The 22,605-nt window shown below is 64.0% G+C and carries 17 protein-coding genes; 11 read left to right on the top strand and 6 right to left on the bottom strand.

The features are described from left to right. Positions 1-33 precede the first annotated feature (33 nt). The 3 genes from ACY65G_RS26590 (at position 34) to ACY65G_RS26600 (ending at position 1,910) form a co-directional block, all read left to right on the top strand. Complete coding sequence (locus ACY65G_RS26590) at positions 34-969, top strand: pyridoxamine 5'-phosphate oxidase family protein (RefSeq protein ID WP_465000291.1); 936 nt, start codon at positions 34-36, stop codon at positions 967-969. A 57-nt stretch (positions 970-1,026) separates the two neighbouring features. Beyond that, entirely contained in the window at positions 1,027-1,506 is a 480-nt protein-coding gene (locus tag ACY65G_RS26595; RefSeq protein ID WP_465000292.1) for a nuclear transport factor 2 family protein, read from the top strand. A 221-nt stretch (positions 1,507-1,727) separates the two neighbouring features. After that, the gene (locus ACY65G_RS26600; protein ID WP_465000293.1) at positions 1,728-1,910 is read left to right on the top strand and encodes a hypothetical protein; all 183 of its coding nucleotides are present in this window, start codon (positions 1,728-1,730) and stop codon (positions 1,908-1,910) included. 260 nt (positions 1,911-2,170) lie between these two features. Here ACY65G_RS26600 and ACY65G_RS26605 read toward each other — a convergent pair whose 3' ends face one another. Together ACY65G_RS26605 and ACY65G_RS26610 are read right to left on the bottom strand one after the other, a co-directional pair. Continuing rightward, positions 2,171-3,001, bottom strand: coding sequence for an alpha/beta fold hydrolase (locus ACY65G_RS26605; RefSeq protein WP_130190238.1), 831 nt, complete (start codon positions 2,999-3,001; stop codon positions 2,171-2,173). Positions 3,002-3,399: 398 nt separating this feature from the next. Then, entirely contained in the window at positions 3,400-6,603 is a 3,204-nt protein-coding gene (locus ACY65G_RS26610; RefSeq protein ID WP_465000294.1) for a DEAD/DEAH box helicase, read from the bottom strand. A 171-nt stretch (positions 6,604-6,774) separates the two neighbouring features. On the opposite strand from ACY65G_RS26610, the gene ACY65G_RS26615 reads away from it, so the two are divergent. The 4 genes from ACY65G_RS26615 (at position 6,775) to ACY65G_RS26630 (ending at position 10,596) form a co-directional block, all read left to right on the top strand. After that, on the top strand, positions 6,775-7,431 hold the full coding sequence (locus ACY65G_RS26615; protein ID WP_465000295.1) for a TonB-dependent receptor plug domain-containing protein: 657 nt from the start codon (positions 6,775-6,777) through the stop codon (positions 7,429-7,431). Positions 7,432-7,479: 48 nt separating this feature from the next. Further along, positions 7,480-9,126: a TonB-dependent receptor gene (locus tag ACY65G_RS26620; protein ID WP_465000296.1), complete on the top strand. Its 1,647-nt coding sequence runs from the start codon at positions 7,480-7,482 to the stop codon at positions 9,124-9,126. A 57-nt stretch (positions 9,127-9,183) separates the two neighbouring features. Next, complete coding sequence (locus ACY65G_RS26625) at positions 9,184-9,915, top strand: hypothetical protein (protein WP_465000297.1); 732 nt, start codon at positions 9,184-9,186, stop codon at positions 9,913-9,915. 105 nt (positions 9,916-10,020) lie between these two features. Next, positions 10,021-10,596: a cupin domain-containing protein gene (locus ACY65G_RS26630; protein ID WP_465000298.1), complete on the top strand. Its 576-nt coding sequence runs from the start codon at positions 10,021-10,023 to the stop codon at positions 10,594-10,596. Here the strand turns inward: ACY65G_RS26630 and ACY65G_RS26635 are convergent. Further along, on the bottom strand, positions 10,538-13,426 hold the full coding sequence (locus tag ACY65G_RS26635) for an ATP-binding protein (RefSeq protein ID WP_465000299.1): 2,889 nt from the start codon (positions 13,424-13,426) through the stop codon (positions 10,538-10,540). The two genes, ACY65G_RS26630 and ACY65G_RS26635, sit on opposite strands and share 59 nt — an antisense overlap. A gap of 240 nt (positions 13,427-13,666) precedes the next feature. Between ACY65G_RS26635 and ACY65G_RS26640 the strand changes: the two genes are divergently transcribed. Genes ACY65G_RS26640 through ACY65G_RS26650 form a run of 3 tightly spaced genes read left to right on the top strand, consistent with a single transcriptional unit; the run spans position 13,667 to position 16,254 of the window. Beyond that, a complete protein-coding gene (locus ACY65G_RS26640; protein ID WP_465000300.1) occupies positions 13,667-14,638 on the top strand; it encodes an alpha/beta fold hydrolase in 972 nt (323 codons plus the stop codon). A gap of 11 nt (positions 14,639-14,649) precedes the next feature. Beyond that, positions 14,650-15,549, top strand: coding sequence for an alpha/beta fold hydrolase (locus ACY65G_RS26645; protein WP_465000301.1), 900 nt, complete (start codon positions 14,650-14,652; stop codon positions 15,547-15,549). Positions 15,550-15,573: 24 nt separating this feature from the next. After that, positions 15,574-16,254 (top strand): isochorismatase family protein, encoded by a 681-nt coding sequence (locus tag ACY65G_RS26650; protein WP_465000302.1) that lies wholly within the window; start codon positions 15,574-15,576, stop codon positions 16,252-16,254. 65 nt (positions 16,255-16,319) lie between these two features. On the opposite strand, the gene ACY65G_RS26655 is transcribed toward ACY65G_RS26650, so the two are convergent. Together ACY65G_RS26655 and ACY65G_RS26660 are read right to left on the bottom strand one after the other, a co-directional pair. Then, the gene (locus tag ACY65G_RS26655; protein ID WP_465000303.1) at positions 16,320-16,670 is read right to left on the bottom strand and encodes a response regulator; all 351 of its coding nucleotides are present in this window, start codon (positions 16,668-16,670) and stop codon (positions 16,320-16,322) included. Between the two features lie 379 nt (positions 16,671-17,049). Further along, positions 17,050-18,180, bottom strand: coding sequence for a sensor histidine kinase (locus ACY65G_RS26660; RefSeq protein ID WP_465000304.1), 1,131 nt, complete (start codon positions 18,178-18,180; stop codon positions 17,050-17,052). 257 nt (positions 18,181-18,437) lie between these two features. Here ACY65G_RS26660 and ACY65G_RS26665 point away from each other — a divergent pair, with 257 nt between their 5' ends. Beyond that, positions 18,438-21,656, top strand: a complete 3,219-nt coding sequence (locus ACY65G_RS26665; protein WP_465000316.1) for a PAS domain S-box protein — start codon at positions 18,438-18,440, stop codon at positions 21,654-21,656. Between the two features lie 19 nt (positions 21,657-21,675). Here the strand turns inward: ACY65G_RS26665 and ACY65G_RS26670 are convergent, their stop codons facing one another. Further along, a complete protein-coding gene (locus tag ACY65G_RS26670) occupies positions 21,676-22,470 on the bottom strand; it encodes a transglutaminase domain-containing protein (RefSeq protein WP_465000305.1) in 795 nt (264 codons plus the stop codon). Between the last annotated feature and the right edge of the window lie 135 nt (positions 22,471-22,605).

The following is a 22,605-nucleotide window of genomic DNA, read 5'->3' on the forward strand; positions in this document are numbered from 1 at the left end:
TACGCCGGAATGCCGGCATCACCGGAGAACAAGATGAGCGACATGGCCTTCCACGATGGCGAGCGCAAGGTGCAGGCGCTGGCCGGCGAGACCGGCATCGCCAACCGCAACGTCGCGATGCTGTCGGACACGGTCATCGGCGGCGCCCGCCCCTTCATCGCGAAGCAGTCCATGGCGGTGCTGGCGAGTACCGATGCCGAAGGTGCCGTGTGGGCATCGGTGGTGTTCGGCGAGCCGGGTTTCCTGCACACGGACGATGGCCGGTCGATCTCGATCGACATGGCACGCGAAGATCGCGACACCGCCGATCCGGCATGGCACAACATGACGGCCGGTGCGGACGTGGGCATGCTGTTCATCGAGCTGGGCTCGCGCCGGCGCTACCGCGTGAACGGCACCGTGCTGCGGATCGATGCGCTCGGCGCCGAAGTGGCGATCCTCGAGGCGTATCCGAACTGCCCGAAGTACATCCAGCGGCGGCACCTGCGCGAGCCGGGCGAATCGCGGCAAGAGCCAAGCGCCGCGAACGCATCGGAAGGCAAGGCGCTGCGCGGCGCCGTCGCGGACATCATTACGCAAGCGGACACGCTCTTCGTCGCCAGCCGTCATGCCGAAGCTGGCGCCGATGCGTCGCACCGCGGCGGCAACCCGGGCTTCGTGACGCTGGTGGACGACACCACGCTGCGCATTCCCGACTACCGCGGCAACAGCATGTTCAACACCCTCGGCAATATCGAGGCGGACGGCGGCGCGGGCATCTGCATCGTCGATTTCGCCCATGGCCGGGTGCTGCAGCTGACGGGTACCGCGGCCGTGCTGTGGAACCAGCCCGATCCCGCCGGCGAAACGGGCGGCACGCGGCGCTACTGGGAATTCAAGGTACGGCGCTGGATCCTGCGCAACCTGCCCCATGCGCTGGAGTGGGATTACGGGGATGCTTCGCCGTTCAATCCCGGCGCGGGTTCCTGAACGTTCTACCATGGGGCTGCATCCCCGAAACGACTTTCACACTATTGGAGAACATGCATGACAACCGATATCGCACCACGCCCACCCCTTCCTCCCTTTACCCGCGAGAGCGCGATCCAGAAAGTGCGGCTTGCGGAGGACGGCTGGAATTCGCGCGACCCGTTGAAAGTCAGCCTGGCCTACACGCCGGACAGCCGGTGGCGCAATCGCGCGGAGTTCGTCGACGGCCGCGAGGAGATCGTGCAGATGCTGTCCCGCAAATGGGCCAGGGAGCTGGAGTACCGGCTGATCAAGGAGCTGTGGGCCTTCGACGGCAACCGGATCGCCGTGCGGTATGCGTACGAGTGGCATGACGATTCGGGAAACTGGTTCCGCTCGTACGGCAATGAAAACTGGGAGTTCGACGAGCGCGGCCTGATGGCGCGGCGCTTCGCGTGCATCAACGATTTGCCGATCAGGGAGGAAGACCGGCTGTTCCGCTGGCCGCAAGGACGGCGGCCGGACGGGCATCCGGGGTTGAGCGAGCTGGGACTTTGAACGCCGCGGCATCCGCCACCGGAACGTGATGGGCAAATGATGGGCGAAAAAAAAGCCGGCTTGGAGCCGGCTTGAATCCAATTCTGTAGAGAGTTGGAGGAGACAGGTGAATCATCCCATTTCGATGGCTTGTACGCCAATTGATTGTTGGGATAGTGCTCATCACTGCTGTGAATGATCGTGCCAGCTTGGGAGCGGAAGGCCGGAGCCAGGACTTATCGATGACTGTTCATAAGTCGATGCTCAGGGATTGCGACAGCCTATTCCATGTCGTGACCTATGCGCAGTTCATCGAGGCGCTGCAGCGGCTGGAGCTGACGTGGGAGCAGCGCGAGTGGAGCATGATGCTGTGGGCGCGGTATTGTGCGCTGGGGCTGAGCGAAGGAGCCTACGGCGAGAGGTGATGGGAAGGCATTTGCCTGTCCGTCGCTTGCTCGATTCCACTGGTGAAAGCGCGCGACGGCCGGGCAAAAAAATGGCCAGCTCGGTGGCTGGCCAAAGTCCAATTCTGTGAAGAGTTGGAGGAGACAGGTGCATCATTTCATTTTCGCCGCCAACTTGCCAATTGATTGTTCAGATAGCGCCCATCACTGCGGTGAATGATTGAACACTATTCATGCGACTGCGTCATCGGTGCGATCGGCACCTGCATGGCGGCGACGGATCACCCCTTGATGAACGCGAGGATATCCGCGTTGATCACATCGGCATGCGTGGTGGGCATGCCATGCGGGTAGCCCTTGTAGGTCTTCAGCGTGCCGTTCTTCAGCAGCTTCGCCGAGAGCGGGCCGGAATCGGCATAGGGCACGATCTGGTCGTCGTCGCCATGCTGCACCAGCACGGGCAGCGAGATCTTCTTGAGGTCTTCGGTGAAATCGGTCTGTGAGAACGCCACCACGCCGTCGTAGTGCGCCTTCGCTCCGCCCATCATGCCCTGGCGCCACCAGTTCTGGATCACGCCTTCCTGCGGCTTGACGCCCGGGCGGTTGAAGCCGTAGAACGGGCCGGATGGCAGGTCGCGGTAGAACTGCGCGCGGTTCGTGGCTACCTGCTGCTGGATGCCGTCGAACACGTCCTTCGGCAGGCCGCCCGGATTGGAGGCCGACTTGACCATCAGCGGCGGCACCGCCGCGATCAGCACCGCCTTCGCGGCGCGCGACTCGCCATGGCGCGCCAGATAGCGCACCACCTCGCCGCCGCCGGTGGAGTGGCCCACGTGGATCGCACCCTTCAGGTCCAGGTGTTTCACCACGGCCGCCAGGTCGTCGGCATAGTGATCCATGTCGTGGCCGGTCGCCACCTGGCTCGAACGGCCATGGCCGCGGCGGTCGTGGGCGATCACGCGGAAGCCCTGCGCCACGAAGAACATCATCTGCGCATCCCAGTCGTCGGAACTGAGCGGCCAGCCGTGCGAGAACACGATCGGCGTGCCGCTGCCCCAGTCCTTGTAGAAAATTTCGACGCCATCCTTGGTGGTGACCGTGCTCGTTGCCATATGCGATTTCCCTTTCTTGGTTTGCTGTGCGCCCGCCGCGGCGTGAGCGGGTGCGATTGAGCTCATCCAGGCCAGCGGCAAGGCTGCCGCGCTGCCGCTGGCGAGGAGGACTTGCCGCCGTTTCTGGTTGATGTCTTCGGTTGTCATGTTTTGATGCTCCCCTGTTTTTTTTGTGCGGCCGTTGCCCGGAAGGCCCCGTTTGCCGCTGGTTCGATTGGCTTGCGCCGCCATGGCCAATACGATCATTGTGCTTGGGATGGGCGTGCTGGGGCAGCTACCAAAGGTATAGGTGGGGACACAGCCGGAAGGGGTGGGGGCGGGCGGATTTAGCTGTCAATGTCTCGGCCTGACAGCAAGCTGGCGCATGTTGGATACGATGCGCCTGCCAAGCATGCGTTTCAGGCCTGGCGCAGCACGCTGAATTTTGTGAATGCCGCGGCCGGCAATGGATTGAGCAATTGCCAGGTAATGTTCATTGGTTGCGTGCCGTGATAACTCTTCAGTATCACCGGGCCACATGCCATATAAGCGCTGTCCTTGTCCGCGCGCACGAAGAGCTGGAATTGCCAGCCATTTCGCTCTGCTCCCACGCTCTGCAGATATCGCTGTCCGCTCGCAGTGTGCGGACTGCAGTTGTTCTGTGTTTGCCAGTGGAACAGCTCATGGCTGATGGCATAGTCGTGATACGAGATGGCGTCGTGGTAACCACTACGTTTGTCGAGCGTAACGAACAGCAGTTCGGTTTTGCGCTCCTTCAGCCGCAGTACGCCTTCGCCGAAGCGTGGCCGCTTTTCTGCAGTCAGGAAGCCGACCGCAGTCAGGATTTCGTTGAGCCGGTAGTGCGCATGCAGGCAAAGCGGCACGTTCTCGATCCCTGGGATAGGTATCGCCCGCGTGGAAGCACCAGCTTCCAGAACTTGTGCAAGCTCGGTCAACTCGTCCAGGCAATCCGGATTGCGGCGGAGGCGCGCGAGGAAATCCATTCCACTCCCTATGCGTGCGGCTATTCCATCGACCTGATAGGCCAACATTTGCAAGCGCAACGCAGTGCGCGGATCGTCGAGCTGTTCATCGAACCCTGGCTGCGCCAGCGCCTGGATCAACGCAAGCTGTTCGGGATCATCGGCATGCAACAGCGCGCTGAAGCGGCGCCCGAAATATTCTTCGTCTGGCTCTGGCTCGCCATCGAGTATTTCGGCAGCGCGCCGGAGCGCCGTCCAGCCGCTGTGACCAGTGCCACGGTAAATGTCGCTGGCGCTCAACGCCTGCTCGTGCAGGAACCGTGGCAGGCTGAGCTGGCTACGGCCATGGAGAATGACAAAGGTTTGCAACTCCCGGATGAGCCTGCGCCAGTTCTGCTGGATCAGATTACGCAGACTGGTTAATACCTGCTCGCGTGTCCGCTTCTGCAACTGCAGGTAACAGCCGCTTGGCAGTTTGCTGAACCCGTTTTCCACGCCATCGAGCAGTTCGCGTCGGGTCAGGCCTGTCAGTTGGCCGAGCAAATGATCGAACCGGAACTCCTTCTGGTGTTGCCCGACAAAATCGAGCACCAGGCAACTCTCTTTTTCCTTCGAGAGTCGCAATCCACGGCCGATCTGCTGTTGGAATACCACCGGGCTCTGGGTCGGCCGCAGCATCAGCAAAGTATCGACCATCGGCAAGTCCACACCTTCGTTGTAAAGATCGACAGTCACCAGAACGCAGGCTTCGCCGCTTTCCAGCTTGCGCGGTGCCGTCTCGCGTTCTTCTTTACTGGATTGACCGGTAAGACACAGTGCCGGCAGCCCGGCATGACTGAACTGCTTCGTCATGAATTCCGCATGAGCAACGCTTGCACAGAATGCGATGGCCTTGCTTGCACGCGGATTCGCGCACAAACGCCGCCATTCGTTGACGATAAGACGCGCCCTGGCGTGATTGCCTGTGAAGAGCGTATCAAGTGTCTTTTGTTCATCCGCCCGGTTCCACGGAACGTCGCGCAGATCGGTGTCGTCGTCGCAGGCGAAGTACTCGAACGGCGCCAGCAATTGCAGGTCTAGTGCGTGCCATAGCCGCATCTCCACCGCCGGAATACCGCCAGGGCGGCAATCGAAGTATTTGAGAATCGGCTTGCCATCGCTACGTTCTGGTGTTGCTGTCAGCCCCAACAGAATTCCGGGCTTGATGCGGGTCGCCACGTCGTCAAAGCTGGCAGCGGCCATGCGATGGCACTCGTCGAAAATCACGGTATGCCAGAAGTCTTCACCATACCGCCCGATCAGATCCTGCGTGCGAAGGCTGTCGATGGTCACGAACAGATGATCAGGACTAGTGAACTTGCCGCCTCCCGCCAGGAGCTCGCCGAAGCTGGGATCCCTGAGCACTTCGCGGAATGTACGGACAGCCTGTTGCAAGATTTCGATGCGATGCGCAATGAACAGCAGTCGGGGGCGCCCACCATGCTGAATGCACGTGCGCTGATAATCGAACGCCGCGATGACTGTCTTGCCAGTACCGGTTGCCGCCACCACGAGATTGCGCTTGCGGCCATGCTCACGTTCGACCCGGAGCTGTTCCAGCATCTCGAGCTGATAGTTCTTGGGCTGCAGATCGAAGAAGCTCAGTACGTGCGGCGCAGCGACGTCCTTGTACGTGCCGCGCTCGCGTGAGAGCGCCTGATCCAGTGCGGCGCGATGGCCTTCGCTGTCGGGATGGTATGGAACGAACTCGTTGTCATGCCACAGCGTTTCAAACTGCGCCTGCGCCTGCGCGTAGGTATCGCCCTGCCCGTGCTCCGTGAATTTGGCTGTCCACTCCAACCCGCCGGCCATTGCCGCCTGCGTCAAGTTGGCGCTCCCGACGTACACGGTGCCGAATCCGCTATTACGCTCGAATATCCAGGCCTTTGCATGGAGCCGGGTACGGCGGCCATCGAGCGAGACACGGACCTCACAGCCGGGCAGACGCGCCAACTCATCGAGCGCCTGCGCTTCGGTTGCGCCGATGTAGGTTGTCGTCAAAACACGCAGTCGTGTCTTTGAAACCCCATCGCCACCTACAGCAGTAATGCTCTGCAGGATGTCGCGGATCTTGCGCAAGCCGGACACTGTGATGAAACTCATCAGGATATCGACACGATCGCTGCTGATTAATTCATGCCGAAGTTCGTTCAGTAAGGAGGGCGACGATTTGGATGCCGCAAACAGCCAGGGCGCCGTGATGCCCGTATCCGGCATCGTGAGCGGCGGTCGATCCCGGTGAACGGATGTGAGGTGTCGCGCGGGACTGGCCAGCAGACGGACACCGTCGGCATGGTCGGAGCCCGGATAGCGCTGGTTGAGTTGTGTACGCAGGCTGACCAACAGGTCATTGATGAGCTTTAGCTGAACATCGACATGCGCATGCTGCACTGCCTCGTCTTCGCTATCGCTTTCCTCAGCTGGCAAGTTCCGCAGAATGCCTTGAAGTTGTTCAGATAACGCATCCACCAGCTTCTGTGTCGCATCACGCGTGCCGAGATGACCAAGCGTCAACTGATCGGCCCGATGCTGACCGATTTGTTCCGACAGATCGTCGGTGAGCAGGTGGTCGTATAAACCATTCGGCAGGAGATTCGCCATGGGGCAGGTCTTAAAAAGGGGTAAACAATATATACCACACGGCAATCCCTGCAACTGTCGCGCCGATCCGACAATGTTTCAAAAGTTACATTCTTGCCAAGCCGAGTGCTTACAATGGCCCGGCAACGTTCGCTTCTCTATATCCGCCCTCCCCCAGCCAATAAATTGCCCATGAAAATCCGCCCGCCTGTCGTGTTGCGCCGTTCCCTCGTTGCCGTCTGTATCCAGGCGGCCTTGTCTCCCCAGATGGCCCATGCACAGGAAACGAGCCAGGACAGCCAGATCGAAGTGGTGACCGTGACGGCGCAAAAGCGCAAGGAAGATCCGGCCAAGGTAGCCATGAGCATCTCCGCCGTGAGCGGTACGCAGCTGCAATCGCAGCACGTGAACGACATCACCGACCTCACGCGCATCGTGCCCAACATCTCGTTCACCGCCGCCACGGGTAATGGCGGCGCTGGGCCCGGCACGTCGAACATCGAGGTACGCGGCATCAGCTCGGGCGCCGGCGCGGCCACGGTCGGCATCTACCTGGGCGACGTGTCGCTCACGGTGGGCAATGTGTACACGATGGGCGCGGTGGAACCGAAGTTCTTCGACATCGACCGCGTGGAAGTGCTGCGCGGGCCGCAAGCCACGCTGTATGGCGCCAGCTCGATGGGCGGTACCATCAAGTTCGTGCCGAACGAGCCGGACCTGAAAGAGCGCGAGTTCGACACCTATGCGGAAGCGTCATCGCTGCGCGGCGGCGGTATGAACTACTCGGCGTCCGCCGTGGCCAACCTGCCGCTCATCACCGACGAGCTGGCGCTGCGCATCGGCGTGTAGTCGCAGCGCGCGGGCGGCTTCATCGACCAGGTCGACGGCGCAGGCGCTGTGCTGGCGAAGGACATCAACCGGGTGGACGACGAGGAAGTGCGCGTGGCGCTCAAGTGGAAGCCCACCGCCGCGCTGACGGTGTCGCCATCGCTGTACTACCAGAAGGTGGATGCCAAGGACATTTCCGCATTCAACATCGAACTGCCGGAATGGCAGGCGCAGAAGCAGGTGCGCGAGCCCTCGAAAGACACGCTGCAGACGGCCACGGTGCTGGTCAACTGGGACTTGGGCTGGGCCGACCTCACGTCGAGCACGAGCCACTTCAAGCGCAAGTTCGACCGCACCCAGAACGGCTCGGCCTACAACAGCTATTCGCTGTCGACCTTCCTCACGTCGACGGAAGACGGCGGCACGGCGCCGCCCGAACTGATCGAAGCCATCGCCGGCCTGCCGTCGGCCGTCTACCTGAACAACCGCGTGCGGCAGGTATCGCAGGAGCTGCGGCTGGCATCGCGACCCTATGATGGCGCCGTGTCGCCGTGGACATGGCTGGCAGGCCTCTACGTCTCCAACCAGCATACGAACATCAACGAGAACGATCCGATCTTCGGTGTCAACGACACCTTCGCGCGGTTCGGCTTCAGCAGCGCCGACCCGGACCTGCTGCCGGACGCGCGGCCGAACGCCTTCCCGAACGACAATGCGTTCATGGGCATCTTCCACTACCACGAGAAGCAAAGCTCGGTCTTCGGCGAAGCGAACTACTACTTCACGCCGACCCTGCACGTGACGGTGGGAGCACGCTACCTGAAGGGCACGTCCACGCTCGACCAGCAGAACGGTTTATACCTGGCCGGCGCGGGCAACACGAGCAGTGCCCGACTATCGTCGCACGCGTTCATGCCGAAATATGCGGTGACGTGGGAAGTGGACCCTGCCCACACCCTCTACAGCACCGTGGCCAAGGGCTTCCGGCTGGGCGGGTCGAACGTGTTCGTGCCGCCCACGACCTGCGGCCCCGACCTGGAAACGAACGGGCTCACCGAAGGCCCCGCCACATATGCGCCGGACAGCCTGTGGAACTACGAGGTGGGCAGCAAGTCGCGCTTCCTGAACAACCGGCTTTCCGTCAATACCGCGCTGTTCTATGCGAAGTGGAAGAACATCCAGCAAGGGGTGTATCTGCCGACCTGCACCTATACCTACAACGCCAATGCCGGCAATGCCGTCAGCAAGGGCATCGAGATCGATATCAAGGCCAAGCCGCTGCCCGGACTGACATTGAGCGCGGCTGGCGGGTATGTGAATGCCGAGCTGTCGAATGACGAGGGCATCCGGAATGGCGTGATCGGCGCGGTACGCGGGGCGCGCGTACAGGGGGTGCCTGAATACAATGCTTCCGTCAGCGCTCAGTACAACTTTGCGGTTGGCGAGAACATGAGCGGCTTCGTGGCGGGTGGCGTCCAATGGGTGGGATCGAGCAATGGGTCGCTCAATCCGGAGCTGATCGATTATGAGCGGCCTTCGTATCACACTGCCGACTTGAGCGGCGGGCTGGCGTTTTCGCGGTACAAGCTGAGTGTGTTCGTGAAGAATCTGCTGGATGACGATACGGTGATTCAGCATCCGCAGGTGGCGTCGATCGTGCAGGGGTATAGGGTGGCGCCGCGGAGTATTGGGGTGAGTTTGGGAGCGAAGTTCTGAGCTTCTCGCAATTTGCGTTATTTCAGATTTTCAAGTTAAGCCGAAAGGTTAGCATAGATGCTTGATATTGCTACAAAGGTCTACGACTCAATTCGAGAATTTTTTCTCACAAATTGTGGAGAAGGAAATTCACCTGCAATAGAGAACAGCAACATTAATTTGCTGCGTATTGCCTGTGTTGGAAACCCTGAGCGAACTATTCAAGGCGAATTGTTTTTCTTTCTCAAAAGTCGTCACCTTCACGTAGTTTCTGAGTATCGATACCAGCGTTTCGATGATTCAGACATACGACGACGCAAGAGCGGAAGAAGTATCGACATTATGATCCTTGACGACGATTTCCAGCCTGCGTGTATGATTGAATTAAAGCATTTCAGTCGCGTACAGGGAAACGTCAGAGGTTTACTGTCCGGCTTGCAAGCTGACGAAGCCAGATTACTTACTTCATGCATCCCTCTTATCCAAGTAGGCCTTTACACAGATTTAAGCAGCATTCCAAATGTCTCGCGTGAACAGCTTCAAGCATATCGATTCATTACTTATTACGCCCTTAAACCCAACAAGGTTTACCAGGGCCCCGAACCCGAGTGCGATGCGACTGTTGTAGAAGGGTTTCATGCATTAGTCGAGTGGGCGAACCGCGCGTGCGAATTAAATTCCGTAATTTCCTTCTCTGGGATTCCAAACCAATTCAAAACACCCGTTGGGGTTGTCAGTGGCCGGGTGCATTATTTTATTGGGCTACGATTACCTAAATCCGGACACAAAACTGAGCCATGCAATTTGTGAACCGATACCTCAACATCTAATATAAAATAACTGATCCTGCTTGACATTTGGCGATATCGAACTTCTGTTGAAGCGAAGTTTAACGAATTGTGAAGAGGTCTCTGCATGTCCCTCCCGGAAATCCACCGCGTCGTCACCGGCCACGATGCCGACGGCAAGGCCATCGTGTCCATCGACGGCCCCCTGCCGGCTGTCGTGGAGCTGCAAGCCATCCCCGGCATGATCTTCCACGAAGTCTGGGAAACGCACGGCATGCCGGCGCCCATCGACAATGGCGAAGACCCGTCCACCGGCCCAACGATGCACGGCCCGCCGAAGAACGGCACGCGCATCCGCTTCGTCGACCTGCCGCCGGATACGCAGTACCTGGCGGATGCGGAGCGGCACATGAAGGCGCTGTTCGAGGAAGTGAACAACGTGGAGGGTTTGACGACGAAAGCGAACTCGCCGCACCCGATGATGCACCGCACCGAGGCGGTGGACTACGGCATCGTCATCGACGGGGAACTGACCTTGGTGCTGGACGATTCGGAAGTAGCATTGAAACCCGGCAGCGTGGTCGTGCAGCGCGGCACCAACCACGCCTGGGCGAACCGCTCCGGCAAGCCATGCCGCATGCTGTTCATCCAGATCGACGGGCAGTACGAGCCAGCGATCGCGGCGGCGCTTGCCCGTCGATGAGCTGGGCGGCGGTGGCCAGGTCGCGCGTGCCAAAGCCTTCGGTGAACTCCCAGTAGACGGGCAGCAGCGTACTGCACGCGTCACCGTCGCCTCCCCTTGCCAGGCGCAGCCTGGCCAGGTCGATCGCCGCGCGCAGCCGCCATGACAGCGCGCCGGTTTGCGCGGCAAGCGCCATCGCTTTGGTGAGCAGGCCTTCCGCTTCCTCGCGCTTGTTCTGCAAGGTGGCGATGGCGGCCTGGATGCGCAGCACTTCGGGCAGGCACCAGGCTTCCTTTCTCGCCTGGGCGATGTCCAGCGCCGTGAGGATCGTGGCCTCGGCTTCTTCCATGCGCCCGCCGTGGGCCAGTGCGTCCGCCAGAACGCTCAGGTACCACGGCATGCGCGCCAGGTGATTGATATTGCGGAACGCGTCGATGGCGCGCTGCAGCGCGCCGATCGTTTCGGGCGTGGCGCCGCCGCGCGCATAGGCCAGCGCCGCGGCATAGAAGATCGCCACGGGCCGCCGGGCGGCGAGGCCGTGGCGCGCCACGCTGTCTTCGAGCATCGTCACGTAGCGCTCGCACTCGTCGTAATGGCCGCTCCAGTAGAAGATCGGGCAGGCATACGACAGGATGTTGTTCAGCGACAGGTGGTGCCTGGTCTGACGTGCGTTCTCGACGGCGATGGCGGCCGTGCGCATCGCCCGGTCGGGAGAACCCGTGAGCCACTGCACCTGCGTGAGCACGCTGCGCACCAGCACGATCGGGTCGGACAGGTAGCGCACCGCATACGAACCGAAATAGCGCAGATCGCGCCGCTCCAGGCTTTCCAGGCGCTTGCGCGACTGCGGCAGGCGCCCCAGGAACAGTTCCGCGATCCCCATGTGCACATCGCCTTCCGGCAGCGCGGACGGATCTTCCACTGTCGCGAAGGCGGCGAAATGCTCCAGCGTGCGCTGGCCGGCTTCGTGCTCCCCCGTGAACAGTTCGTAGATGGCGATCATCATGAGGCAGCGCAGGCGGTGATCGGTGTCGCCGATGCAGGTGGCGATTTCCAGCGCCCGCTGCAGCGCCGCCATGGCCTGCTGCCTGAGGCCCCGGGTGAACATGGTGGAGCAGCCCAGCCACAGCTTGAGCTTCATCTCGAAGGCCGTGCCGGCCAGGCCCGCGGCATCGAGCTCCTCGACCGCATGGGACACATGCCGGTGGCACTCTTCGGTCAGCGAGAAGTGGTTCCACAGCAGGAGCCCCGCCACGGTGAGCCGCACCGCGAGCGGCCCGTCCGGCGCATCCCGCCCGGTCCAGGCCAGCGCCGCGCGCAGGTCGCCGAGCACGCGCCGGTAAGTGGTCTCCCATTCCCCGGCGGGGCATTGCGCCCACTCGCAGGCAGCACGCTCCAGCGTGGCGTACACATGTTCCGCATGGCGCTGCCGCACCGCATGTTCATGACCGCTGGCGCGCAGCTTGTCCTGGCAGTATGTGTGCGTGGTTTCCTGGAGGCGGTAGGCGATGCCGTCGGAATCGAGGTCCGCCACGAGCAGTGACTTCGCGCAGAGCTGCGCCAGCGTGTCGGCCGTGTCGGCCGCATCTGCACGCTGCATGTCGGCAACGACCGAGGCGCCATCGATGTCGAACACGCCGGCAAACACGGACACGGCGCACAGCAGGAAGGCCTCGCTGTCCGTGAGTAGGCTGTAGCTCCAGGCCAGCGTGGCCGTGAGCGTGCGGTGGCGCTCCGGCCCCGAGCGGCGCCCCACCAGCAGGCTGAAACGGTTGTCGAGCTGCTTGAGCAGGCCGCCCACGCCGAACGCATCGATGCGCGTGGCGGCCAGTTCGATGGCCAGCGCGATGCCATCGAGCCGGCGGCAGATTTCCGCCACGGCCGGCGCTTCGGCGTCGGTCAACGTGAACGAATCGAGCCTGTCGGTGGCACGGTCGACGAACAGCTGCACGGCGGGGAACATCAACGCTTCGTCGGCATTGAGCTGGTCCGACGACGGCGGCGTGCCCAGCCCCGGCAAGCGGCGCACGCGCTCCCCGCTCAGCTGCAACGGCTCGCGGCTGGTGACGAGGATTTTCACGCTGCCCGCTTCCGCCAGGATCCGGCCCGCGATGGCGGCCGCCGCATCGATGACGTGCTCGCAGCTGTCGAGCACCAGCAGCAGTTCGCGATCGCACAGCGATTTGCACAGCATGTCCAGCATGCCGGCGGTATTGCCCGCGATGCCGAGCGAGGCCGCGATGGCGCCGGAGACCAGGTTCGGATCCTTGGTCAGCGCCAGGTCCACGAGCCACACGCCATCCCGGAAGGCGCCGATGACATGGTCGGCCACGGCCAGCGCCACGGTGGTCTTGCCGATGCCACCCGGGCCGACGATGGACACGAGGCGGGAAACGTCGAAATCGCGCCGCACGGCATCGATGGCATCGGCCCGGCCGATCACGCGCGTGGTGCCGGTGGGAAGGTTGTGCCTGCGCGTGGACGCCGCCGCGCGTGCCCACGCGATGTTGGATGCCACGCCGCGCGTGACCGGGGCGATGAAGGTATAGCCCCTCCCCGTGACCGTGGCGATGTAGCGGGCATCCTCCGCGCCGCCATCGCCCAGCGCGCGCCGCAGCGCGGCCATGTTGACCTTGAGGTTGCCATCGTCGACGACGGTGCTGGGCCACACGCGCGCCATCAGTTCGCGTTTGCCCATGATCTCGCCCGGGCGCTCGACCAGCGCCGTGAGGATGTCCAAAGCCCGGCCACCGATGCGCACGGGCACCGCGCCATGCAGCAGCAGCTGGCGGTGCGGAATCAGGACGAACGATCCGAAAGCATAGGAGCGCTCGCCCGCGTCGTCCATCATGGGTTCTCCAATCGTGGGCAGGTTTGTTTTTTAAGCATACAACCCGCGCTTCGAAAATAATAGTTGCGGTCTATTAACCTGAACCTCGGCTATCTCTCCGCAAGGCGCGGCAAATGGATGAAACCCGGCCGATTAACCTCGTTTAACCCGGCTTAACTTAGCCGACAAGGGCGATCGGCATACAGTGAATGGGCAGCGCAATCACACGTTCGACTTGCCCCCTCACCTTCCGGAGTAACCATGAACCAGAATTCCATTGCCCAGGTAGCCCGCCCCGCCCCCGCCGACGGAGCCGCCAACGGCGCCGCCGCGCGGGCGGTGCCGATCATTCACTACAGGACGGCGAAGATCGACGGCGTCAACGTGTTCTACCGCGAGGCTGGCCCAAGCGATGCGCCCGTGCTCCTGCTGCTGCACGGCTTCCCCACGTCGTCCCACATGTTCCGTAACCTCATTCCGCTGCTGGCCGACCGCTACCGCGTGATCGCGCCGGATTATCCCGGCTATGGCCAGAGCGACGCGCCGGACCACCAGGCATTCGACTACACCTTTGCGCACATGGCCGATATCGTCGACCAGCTCGTGCAGTCACTGGGCGCCGATCACTACAGCATGTACGTGATGGACTACGGCGCCCCGATCGGCTACCGGCTCGCGTTGAAACACCCGGAACGCGTGCAGGGGCTGATCGTCCAGAACGGCAATGCGTATGTGGAAGGGCTCGAAGGCTTCTGGGATCCGATCAAGGCGTATTGGGCCGACAAATCGCCTGCCAAGCGCGAGGCGCTCGCCCACCTCGTCACCCTCGAGCTGACGAAGTTCCAGTACACCGATGGCGTGAGCGACGTGTCACGGATCAGCCCCGACAACTGGATCATCGACCAGGCATTGCTCGACCGGCCCGGCAACCGCGACATCCAGCTCGACATGCTCGGCAACTACGGCACCAACGTGCCGCTGTACCCGGATTTCCAGGCGTTCTTCCGCCAGTGCCAGCCGCCCACGCTGATCGTGTGGGGCAAGAACGACGTGATCTTCCCTGAGCCGGGCGCCCACCCCTACCTGCGCGACCTCCCCGAGGCCGAACTGCATATCCTCGATTCCGGGCACTTCGCGCTGGAGGACAAGCTCGACGAAATCGCGCCGCTGATCCGCGATTTCCTCGACCGCAAGATCGCCCCCCTCGCCGTCCTGCCCTCGACGGCTGACTGACGGAGGCCCGCATGAGCGCACCACCGATGGCCCGTTCCGTTACCCGGCACCGCACGGCGAACGTGGCCGGTCTCGATATCTTCTATCGCGATGCGGGGCCCGACGACGCACCCGTGGTGGTACTGCTGCACGGCTTCCCCAGTTCCTCGCACATGTACCGCAACCTGATACCGGCGCTCGCCGACCGGTATCGCGTGATCGCGCCGGACCTGCCGGGCTTCGGGCTTTCCGCCATGCCGGCGCGTGGCGATTTCGCTTACGGCTTCGCCGCCTTTGCGGACGTGGTGGATGGGCTGCTCACGCAGCTCGGTGCCGATCGCTACGCCCTCTATGTGATGGATTACGGGGCACCGGTGGGCTTTCGCCTCGCGCTCATGCATCCGGATCGGGTGACGGCGCTGGTCGTCCAGAACGGCAATGCCTATGAAGCGGGGATGGGTGAGTTCTGGCATGCGACGCGGGCGCTGTGGGCGGACAACAGCGCGGCCAACCGGGATGCGATGCGCCCGTTCCTCACGATCGACGGAACGCGCTTCCAGTATGTGACGGGCGTGAAGGACGTTTCGCGGCTCGATCCGGCAGCGTGGGTGCACGACCAGTTCTTTCTCGACCGGCCCGGGAACGTGGCGATCCAGTTCGACATCATTCATGACTACCAGACGAATGTGGCGCTGTATCCCGAATTCCACCGGTATTTCCGGGAGCGCCAGCCGCCTGTGCTGATTCTCTGGGGCGTGAACGATCCGATTTTCCTGCCGGCGGGGGCGGAAGCGTTCCAGCGCGATCTGCCGCGGGCGGAGCTGCACCGGCTCGATACGGGGCACTTCGCGCTGGAGGACAAGATCGATGAAATGGTGCCGCCGATGCGGCGCTTTCTCGGGCAGCACCTGCTCGGCCTGCCTGTTTTGTGACGGTTGCACTCAAGGAGAATGAACATGCCAACGACTTTGCAAGGCAAGGCCAGCGTGCTGGCTTCGGGCGGCGGCGCGATGCTGATCGATCCCGCCGATACCGTTGTGCTGCTGCTCGATCACCAGTCCGGCCTGTTCCAGACCGTGAAGGATATTCCGGTGGCCGACCTGCGGCGCAACGTGGCGATGATTGCCAGGCTGTGCACGCTGCTGGACATCCCCGTGATCACCACGGCGTCGGAACCCTCCGGCTCCAATGGGCCGCTGATGCCGGAGATCCACGAGCTTGCGCCGCATGCCGTGTACGTGCCGCGCAAGGGCGAAGTGAACGCCTGGGACAACGATGATTTCGTGGGCACGGTGCGCTCGACCGGCCGCAAGACGCTCGTGATGGCCGGGGTGTGGACCAGCGTGTGCGTGATGTTCCCGGCACTCGATGCCCGTGCCGCCGGCTTCGAGGTCTATGCGGTGATCGATGCGTCGGGGGACCCGAGCGAGATGGCTTCCCGGGTATCGCTGGCGCGCTTCGTCCAGGGCGATGTGAAGCCGACGTCGACCAATGCACTGCTGTCGGAGCTGCATCGCACCTGGGCGCGGCCGGAAGCCGCGGAGCTTGCCAAGCTTTATGGACTGGTCGCGCCGAATTATGCGGCCGTGATGGAGAGCTATGGGCGGGCGCAGGAGGCGGCGCGAAAGGCGGGTTAGCCGCCTGTCTGGCGACTGCGGAGGTAACGGGACATTCAAGCCACGGAGCGATATTCCCGTTCCACTCATCCCTCGCAATGCACCATGGTCGCCCGGATGAGCTCCATGCTGATCGGTTTCCCCATGTGCAGGTCGATCCCCGCCTCCCTTGCCAGCGCCTTGGTCCCGGCATCGTTCCATCCCGAGACCGATACGAGAAAAGCCCCGGCATTCGCCGCGTCAGCACGAATCCGCCGCGCCAGCTCGAATCCGTTCATGCCCGGCATGCCGATATCGAGGAACACGATCCGCGGATGGAACGCCTGCATGGCCGCCAGCGCCTGCATTCCGTCATAGGCCACTTCCACTGTCCCCCCCAGACATCGCACCAGCTCGGAAAGCATCGTGGCGGCATCGAGGTTGTCGTCGACAACCATTACTTCACATGGCTGGCCCATTTGATCCTCGCTTGGTCGGGTGGTTGGAAGGACGGCGCTTTCCATGGTCGGAAGGCGCCACGCATGACCCGAGTATAAGTGGGCAGGGCGCCGCAGACCATAGCCGGAAGTGGGACCGCCGCGCGACAGTGCGTAGGAGAAGAGCCCAGCCGCAACCCGCTGGCGATGCGCCATCAAAGCCAGCGCCGATAAAAAAACGGCCAGCGCTGTGGCTGGCCAGAATTCCAATTCAGTAGAGAGTTGGAGGAGACAGGTGCATCATCGCACTTCCCCGCGATGCTGGCCAATTGACTGTTCACATGCCCATCATTAGCGCCGTGAATAACAGGTGCGCGTGCTCCGTGCCGCCAGGTGAAGTTCAGGTGGAGGCCGGGCCGGCGAACGGCCGGCAGTCGATCGGCACGTCGATCAGGAACGTGGTGCCGGTTTCCAGGGAACTGTCGACCGCAACGCTGCCGCCATGGCTTTCCGCCACCAGTTTCACGAACGGCAGGCCGATGCCCCAGCCGCCCTTGGCATGCGAACCGCCTTCCCGCGAGGACTGTTCGAAAAGGCTGCCAAGGCGGTCCTTGCCGATCGGATTGCCGGTATTGCGCACCGACAGCAGCACGCGGCCGTGGTCGGCCTTTGCCGACACGCCGACCCCTTGCCCGTCGCCGTAGGTGGCGGCGTTGTTGACCAGGTTTTCGAGCGCGCGGCGCATTGCGTTGCGGCCCCAGTGGCCCACCACCGACTCGCTCGTCGATTCCACCGAAGTACTGCTGGCGTGCGCATAGCCGGCGCAGACTTCGCGCACCAGGTCGCGGATGTCGAACCGGCTCAGTTCGAGGGTCATCGCGTCGCCGGCGTTGCCGGTCAAGGCATCGAGCAGCTCGCCCATCATTTCGCCGAGGCGCGCCGCGCCCGATTCGATCTTGGTCGCGGCGCGGCGGGCCATGTCCATGTCCGGCGCGATCTGGATCAGCTGGGCGCCGTTGGCCACCACGGCCAGCGGCGTGCGCATGTCGTGCGACAGCGCCGCGGCGACCTTGCGGCGCAGGTCATCCTGGATGGCGGCGAACTCGCGTACCGCTTCGCGCATGGCGCAGTTGAGCGAGCGGTCGATGACGGCCCAGTCCACCGCCGTCAGTTCCAGCGTGGCCGCCGCCTCGGCGGCGATGCACTCGCGCAGGATCTGGTATTCGTGGATAATCTGGTCCGGCCTGAAAGGCGTCATCCTGGCGCGCTCGCCGCCATGCACCGCGGCCGCGTTGGTGTTGCTCGTGCCGTCGCGGCGCGGGTGGCCGGGGCTGAGCGCTTCGGCGATGTGGTCGTAGAACGCGGGCAGCGTATTCATCAGCGCCGGCGTGAGCAGGTCGTTGGCGCCCTCGACGCGGGTGCGCACTTCCCGCTCCCAGCGCGTCATGACGGCACCGCGCATCGCCAGGAAGCCCCCGGCCTTCGCCGACAGCGGGTGGCCATCGGCATTCTGGTCTGTTGCAAGAATCATGGAAATCCCGTGTCAGGCAGGTCGGTAGCGGCTATTGCGGGGCCGTAGCGACGTTGCCATGCGCCGGTGGCGCCAAAGGGCCGTCGCGAGGATTGGGCGACGGCGCAGGTTGTCGACCGAATTTTACAGGAAGAAACTTCGCGCATGCACGCGGGCGTGGCGCAGCGCCGGCGATCCGGGGCTTGCACGATACAAGCCGCGTGCCCGGCCTGGCAACTCGGCGCTACAATGGCCGGCTCATCCTTGCCGCCATCATCATGCTTGCCGATCTTCCGAAGTTTCTTCCCGCCACCAGCGCAACCGCTCCCCTCATCGCCGGCTTTCCCTGGGAAAACACGGCGCTCGGGCCGATCGACGGCTGGCCGGCGGGCATGAAGACGGCTGTCGCCATGATCCTCGCGCAGCCCATGCCGATCGCGACGATGTGGGGCGAGGCGGGCTACATGATCTACAACGACGGCTACGCCCGCATCGCGGGGGCGCGCCACCCCGCCCTGATCGGCGCCCCGGTGCGCGAAGGCTGGCCGGAAGCGGCGGAGTTCAACGACAACGTGATGAAGGTGGTGCTGGGCGGCGGCACGCTCTCCTACCGCGACCAGGAAATGACGCTGTACCGGGCAGGCGTGCCCGAAGCCGTGACAATCGACCTCGATTATTCGCCGGTCATCTTCGAGGACGGCACCGTCGGCGCCGTGCTCGCGCTGGTATCGGAAACCACCGTGCGGGTGCGCGAGGAGCGGCGCGCCGCGGCGGAGCGTGCGCGGCTCGAAGGCATGTTCCAGCAGGCGCCCGGCTTCGTGGCGCTGCTCACGGGCCCGGAGCACCGCTATGCGCTGGCCAACCGGGCCTATGTCGACCTGGTGGGCCACCGCGAGCTGCTGGGCCGCACGGTGCGCGAAGCCATCCCCGAGCTCGAGCCACAGGGCGCCGTCGAGCGCCTCGACACCGCCTGGCGCACGGGCGAAGCCATCGTGGACCGCGCCATGCCCTTCACGCTGGCGGCCACCGCCACGACGGCCGAGCGGCAGCGCTTCCTCGATCTCGTCTACCAGCCCTTGCGGGACAACGCCGGGCAAGTGTTCGGCATCTTCGTGCAGGGCGAGGACGTGACGGAGCGGCTGCACGCCGCGCGTGCCCTGCGCGAACGCGATGCCGATTTCCTCGCGCTGGCGCAGGCCATGCCCCAGCATGTGTGGGCCGGCTCGCCGGACGGCCAGCTGGACTGGTTCAACGACCGCGTGTACGCCTATGCCGGCGTGGAGCACGGCGAGCTCGATGGCGAGGGCTGGGCCGGCATCATCTGGCCCGAGGACCTGCCCCTGGCCGAGCGGCGCTGGCGGGAGTCGGTCGCGGCGGGCCTGCCCTACGAGATGGAGTTCCGCATCCGCCGCCACGACGGCCATTTCCGCTGGCACCTGGCGCGCGCGGTGCCGATCCGGGACGATGCCGGCGCGGTGCGCCGGTGGATCGGCACCAGCACCGACATCCACGACCAGAAGACCACCTCCGCGGCGCTGGCGCGCATGAACGCCACGCTGGAAGAGCAGGTCGCGCAGCGCACCGCGGAACGCGACAGGGTGTGGCGCCTGTCGAAGGACATCCTGCTGGTGGCGCGCTTCGATGCGAGCATTACCGCCGTGAGCCCGGCCTTCACGGCGATCCTCGGCTGGCGCGCCGACGAAGTGATCGGCCTCTCCTTCCTCGACCTCGTGCACCCCGACGACCAGGAAAGCACGCGCAGGCAGGCCGGCGCGCTGAGCACCGGATCGCACGTCTACCGCTTCGAGAACCGCTACCGCCGCAGGGACGGCAGCTACTGCACGCTGTCGTGGACCGCTTCGCCGGATGCGGAATTCATCCATGCGATCGGCCGCGACATCAGTGCCGACCTGGAACGCGCCGAGGCCATGCGCCGCACGGAACTGGCGCTGCAGCAGGCGCAGAAGATGGAAACCATCGGCAAGCTGACGGGCGGCGTGGCCCACGACTTCAACAACCTGCTGCAAGTCATCTCCGGCAACCTGCAGCTGATCGCGGCGCTGGCGGACGGGCTGCCCGACGTGCAGCGCCGTGTCGCCAACGCGCGGGCCGGCGTGGAACGGGGCGCCAGGCTGGCCAGCCACCTGCTGGCGTTCGCGCGGCGCCAGCCGCTGGAGCCGAAAGTGGTCAAGATGGGCCGCCTGATCACCGGCATGGAAGACATGCTGCGCCGCTCGCTCGGCGAGGAGATCGACATCGAGACCGTGGTGTCCGGCGGCCTGTGGAGCACGTCCGTCGACGTGTCGCAGATGGAAAACGCCCTGCTCAACCTGGCGATCAATGCCCGCGACGCGATGGATGGCCGCGGCAGGCTGACCATCGAGCTCAGCAACGCGTTCCTCGACATGGCGTACTGCGAAGCGCATCCGGACGTGGCGCCGGGGCAGTATGTGATGGTGGCGGTCAGCGACACCGGCAGCGGCATGGCGCCGGCCGTCATGGCACAGGCGTTCGAGCCCTTCTTCTCCACCAAGCCGGAAGGGAAAGGCACGGGCCTCGGCCTGTCGATGGTGTATGGCCTCGTCAAGCAGTCGGGCGGGCACGTGAAGATCTACAGCGAGGTCGGCGAAGGCACCACGGTCAAGCTCTACCTGCAACGCTCGCACGAGGTGGAGGAAAGCTACGTGGCGCTCGACACGCAGCCGGCCACGGGCGGCAGCGAAACCATCCTCGTGGCCGAAGACGACGACGGCGTGCGCGCCACCGTGGTGGACATGCTCGTGTCGCTCGGCTACCGCGTGCTGAAGGCCAGCGACGCGAGCGCCGCGCTGGCGATCGTCGACAGCGGCGTGGCCATCGACCTGCTGTTCACCGACGTGGTCATGCCCGGCCCGCTGCGCAGCCCCGACCTGGCGAGAAAGGCCAGGGCGCGCCTGCCCGGGCTGGCCGTGCTGTTCACCTCGGGCTACACGGAAAACGCGATCGTGCACGGCGGCCGGCTCGATGCCGGCGTGGAGCTGATCGGCAAGCCGTACACGAAGGAGAGCCTGGCCCGCAAGATCCGGCACGTGCTTGCCGGCGAACGGCGCCAGCAAGGCGCCCCGGCGCCCTCCCCCGCCGCCGTCGTATCGCAGGATCCGGCATCCCTGGAACGGTTGCGCGTGCTGCTGGTGGAGGACGAGGAAGCTATCCGCGACAGCACGCAGGCCATGCTCGAGTATCTCGGGCACGAGGTGATCGCGGTCGGCAGTGCCGAAGCGGCGCTCGAACGGCTCGATGCCGGCATCGACCTGCTGATCGCCGACCAGGAATTGCCGGGCATGCCGGGCGATGCGCTGATCCGGGTGGCGCTGGGCAGGCTGCCGGCACTGCGGACCGTGATGGCAAGCGGCCATGGCAACGCGGCCGGCCTGCCGGGCGTGGAGATCCTGCGCAAGCCGTATGGCCTGGATCAGCTGGTCGGCCTGCTTGCCGGGCTGCCGAAGACGGCCGGCTGACCGGCAGGGACGACGCGCCTCAGGGCGCGCCGTCCAGCAGTTCCACCGTCACCTGCATGTCGTTGCCCACCAGCGGCGGCCCGAACTGGCTGAAGATCGCCACGTTCGCGGCATCATGCCCCTTGGCCACCGTCACGCGGCCGCCGCGCGGGGCGTCCTGCGTGGGATCGAACGTGTACCAGCGCCCGCCAACGTAAGCCTCGAACCACGCGTGCAGGTCCATCGGCACCAGGCCGTGCAGGTAGCCGGCCACGATGCGGGCCGGGATGGAGAGGCTGCGGCACAGGGCGATGCCCAGGTGCGCCAGGTCGCGGCACACACCTTCGCGCCGCTCGTTGACGTCCGTCGCCGCCATGTGGCTGTAGGGTGACGCCGGGTTGAAGCGCACCTCGCGGCGGATCCAGTCGGTGATGCAGGCCACCTGGTCGTACCCCGGTGCGGCGCCGGCGACGATCGCGCTGGCCATTTCGTTGAACAGCTCGGATTCGCAGTAGCGGCTGGGCACCAGGTACGTCAGCACGTCATCCGGCAGGTGCTGCACCTCGGTGAACGGGGCGCCGGGCGCCACGTCGATCGTGGCGGGGGTCATCACGTCGGCCGAGGTGTAGATCGAGAATGGGCCGGGCGGCGCGACCAGGCGCTGGCACAGGTTGCCGTAGGCATCCGTGAATTCCGCCGCCGGCACGCCGGGTGCCAGGTTATAGCTCTGGTGCGCCACCCATTGCCGTGCGTCGCTGCGCGGGCGCAGCATCAGGATGAACGGCGTGGACTCGGCGACGATGAAACTCAGGTTGCAACGGGTGCGCAGCAACATGGCGGGTCTGCTTTCGGTGTCAGGCATGAACGCACCATTTCGGTGCCGATGTGGTGCATGGTGTTGCAAAAATTATCATCTTGGTGCGGTGCGTCATATATTGGTGCGTGCGATGGTGCGTGCGAAGGTGGGTGA

It is taken from the genome of Pseudoduganella sp. jia 12, from assembly GCF_055502675.1.

What these genes read in the sequence shown, in the direction of transcription:
- ACY65G_RS26590 (WP_465000291.1), top strand. Translation starts at nt 34, where the DNA reads ATGAGCGACATGGCCTTCCACGATGGCGAGCGCAAGGTGCAGGCGCTG.
- ACY65G_RS26595 (WP_465000292.1), top strand. Translation starts at nt 1,027, where the DNA reads ATGACAACCGATATCGCACCACGCCCACCCCTTCCTCCCTTTACCCGC.
- ACY65G_RS26600 (WP_465000293.1), top strand. Translation starts at nt 1,728, where the DNA reads ATGACTGTTCATAAGTCGATGCTCAGGGATTGCGACAGCCTATTCCAT.
- ACY65G_RS26605 (WP_130190238.1), bottom strand. Translation starts at nt 3,001, where the DNA reads ATGGCAACGAGCACGGTCACCACCAAGGATGGCGTCGAAATTTTCTAC.
- ACY65G_RS26610 (WP_465000294.1), bottom strand. Translation starts at nt 6,603, where the DNA reads ATGGCGAATCTCCTGCCGAATGGTTTATACGACCACCTGCTCACCGAC.
- ACY65G_RS26615 (WP_465000295.1), top strand. Translation starts at nt 6,775, where the DNA reads ATGAAAATCCGCCCGCCTGTCGTGTTGCGCCGTTCCCTCGTTGCCGTC.
- ACY65G_RS26625 (WP_465000297.1), top strand. Translation starts at nt 9,184, where the DNA reads ATGCTTGATATTGCTACAAAGGTCTACGACTCAATTCGAGAATTTTTT.
- ACY65G_RS26630 (WP_465000298.1), top strand. Translation starts at nt 10,021, where the DNA reads ATGTCCCTCCCGGAAATCCACCGCGTCGTCACCGGCCACGATGCCGAC.
- ACY65G_RS26635 (WP_465000299.1), bottom strand. Translation starts at nt 13,426, where the DNA reads ATGATGGACGACGCGGGCGAGCGCTCCTATGCTTTCGGATCGTTCGTC.
- ACY65G_RS26640 (WP_465000300.1), top strand. Translation starts at nt 13,667, where the DNA reads ATGAACCAGAATTCCATTGCCCAGGTAGCCCGCCCCGCCCCCGCCGAC.
- ACY65G_RS26645 (WP_465000301.1), top strand. Translation starts at nt 14,650, where the DNA reads ATGAGCGCACCACCGATGGCCCGTTCCGTTACCCGGCACCGCACGGCG.
- ACY65G_RS26650 (WP_465000302.1), top strand. Translation starts at nt 15,574, where the DNA reads ATGCCAACGACTTTGCAAGGCAAGGCCAGCGTGCTGGCTTCGGGCGGC.
- ACY65G_RS26655 (WP_465000303.1), bottom strand. Translation starts at nt 16,670, where the DNA reads ATGGTTGTCGACGACAACCTCGATGCCGCCACGATGCTTTCCGAGCTG.
- ACY65G_RS26660 (WP_465000304.1), bottom strand. Translation starts at nt 18,180, where the DNA reads ATGATTCTTGCAACAGACCAGAATGCCGATGGCCACCCGCTGTCGGCG.
- ACY65G_RS26665 (WP_465000316.1), top strand. Translation starts at nt 18,438, where the DNA reads ATGCTTGCCGATCTTCCGAAGTTTCTTCCCGCCACCAGCGCAACCGCT.
- ACY65G_RS26670 (WP_465000305.1), bottom strand. Translation starts at nt 22,470, where the DNA reads ATGTTGCTGCGCACCCGTTGCAACCTGAGTTTCATCGTCGCCGAGTCC.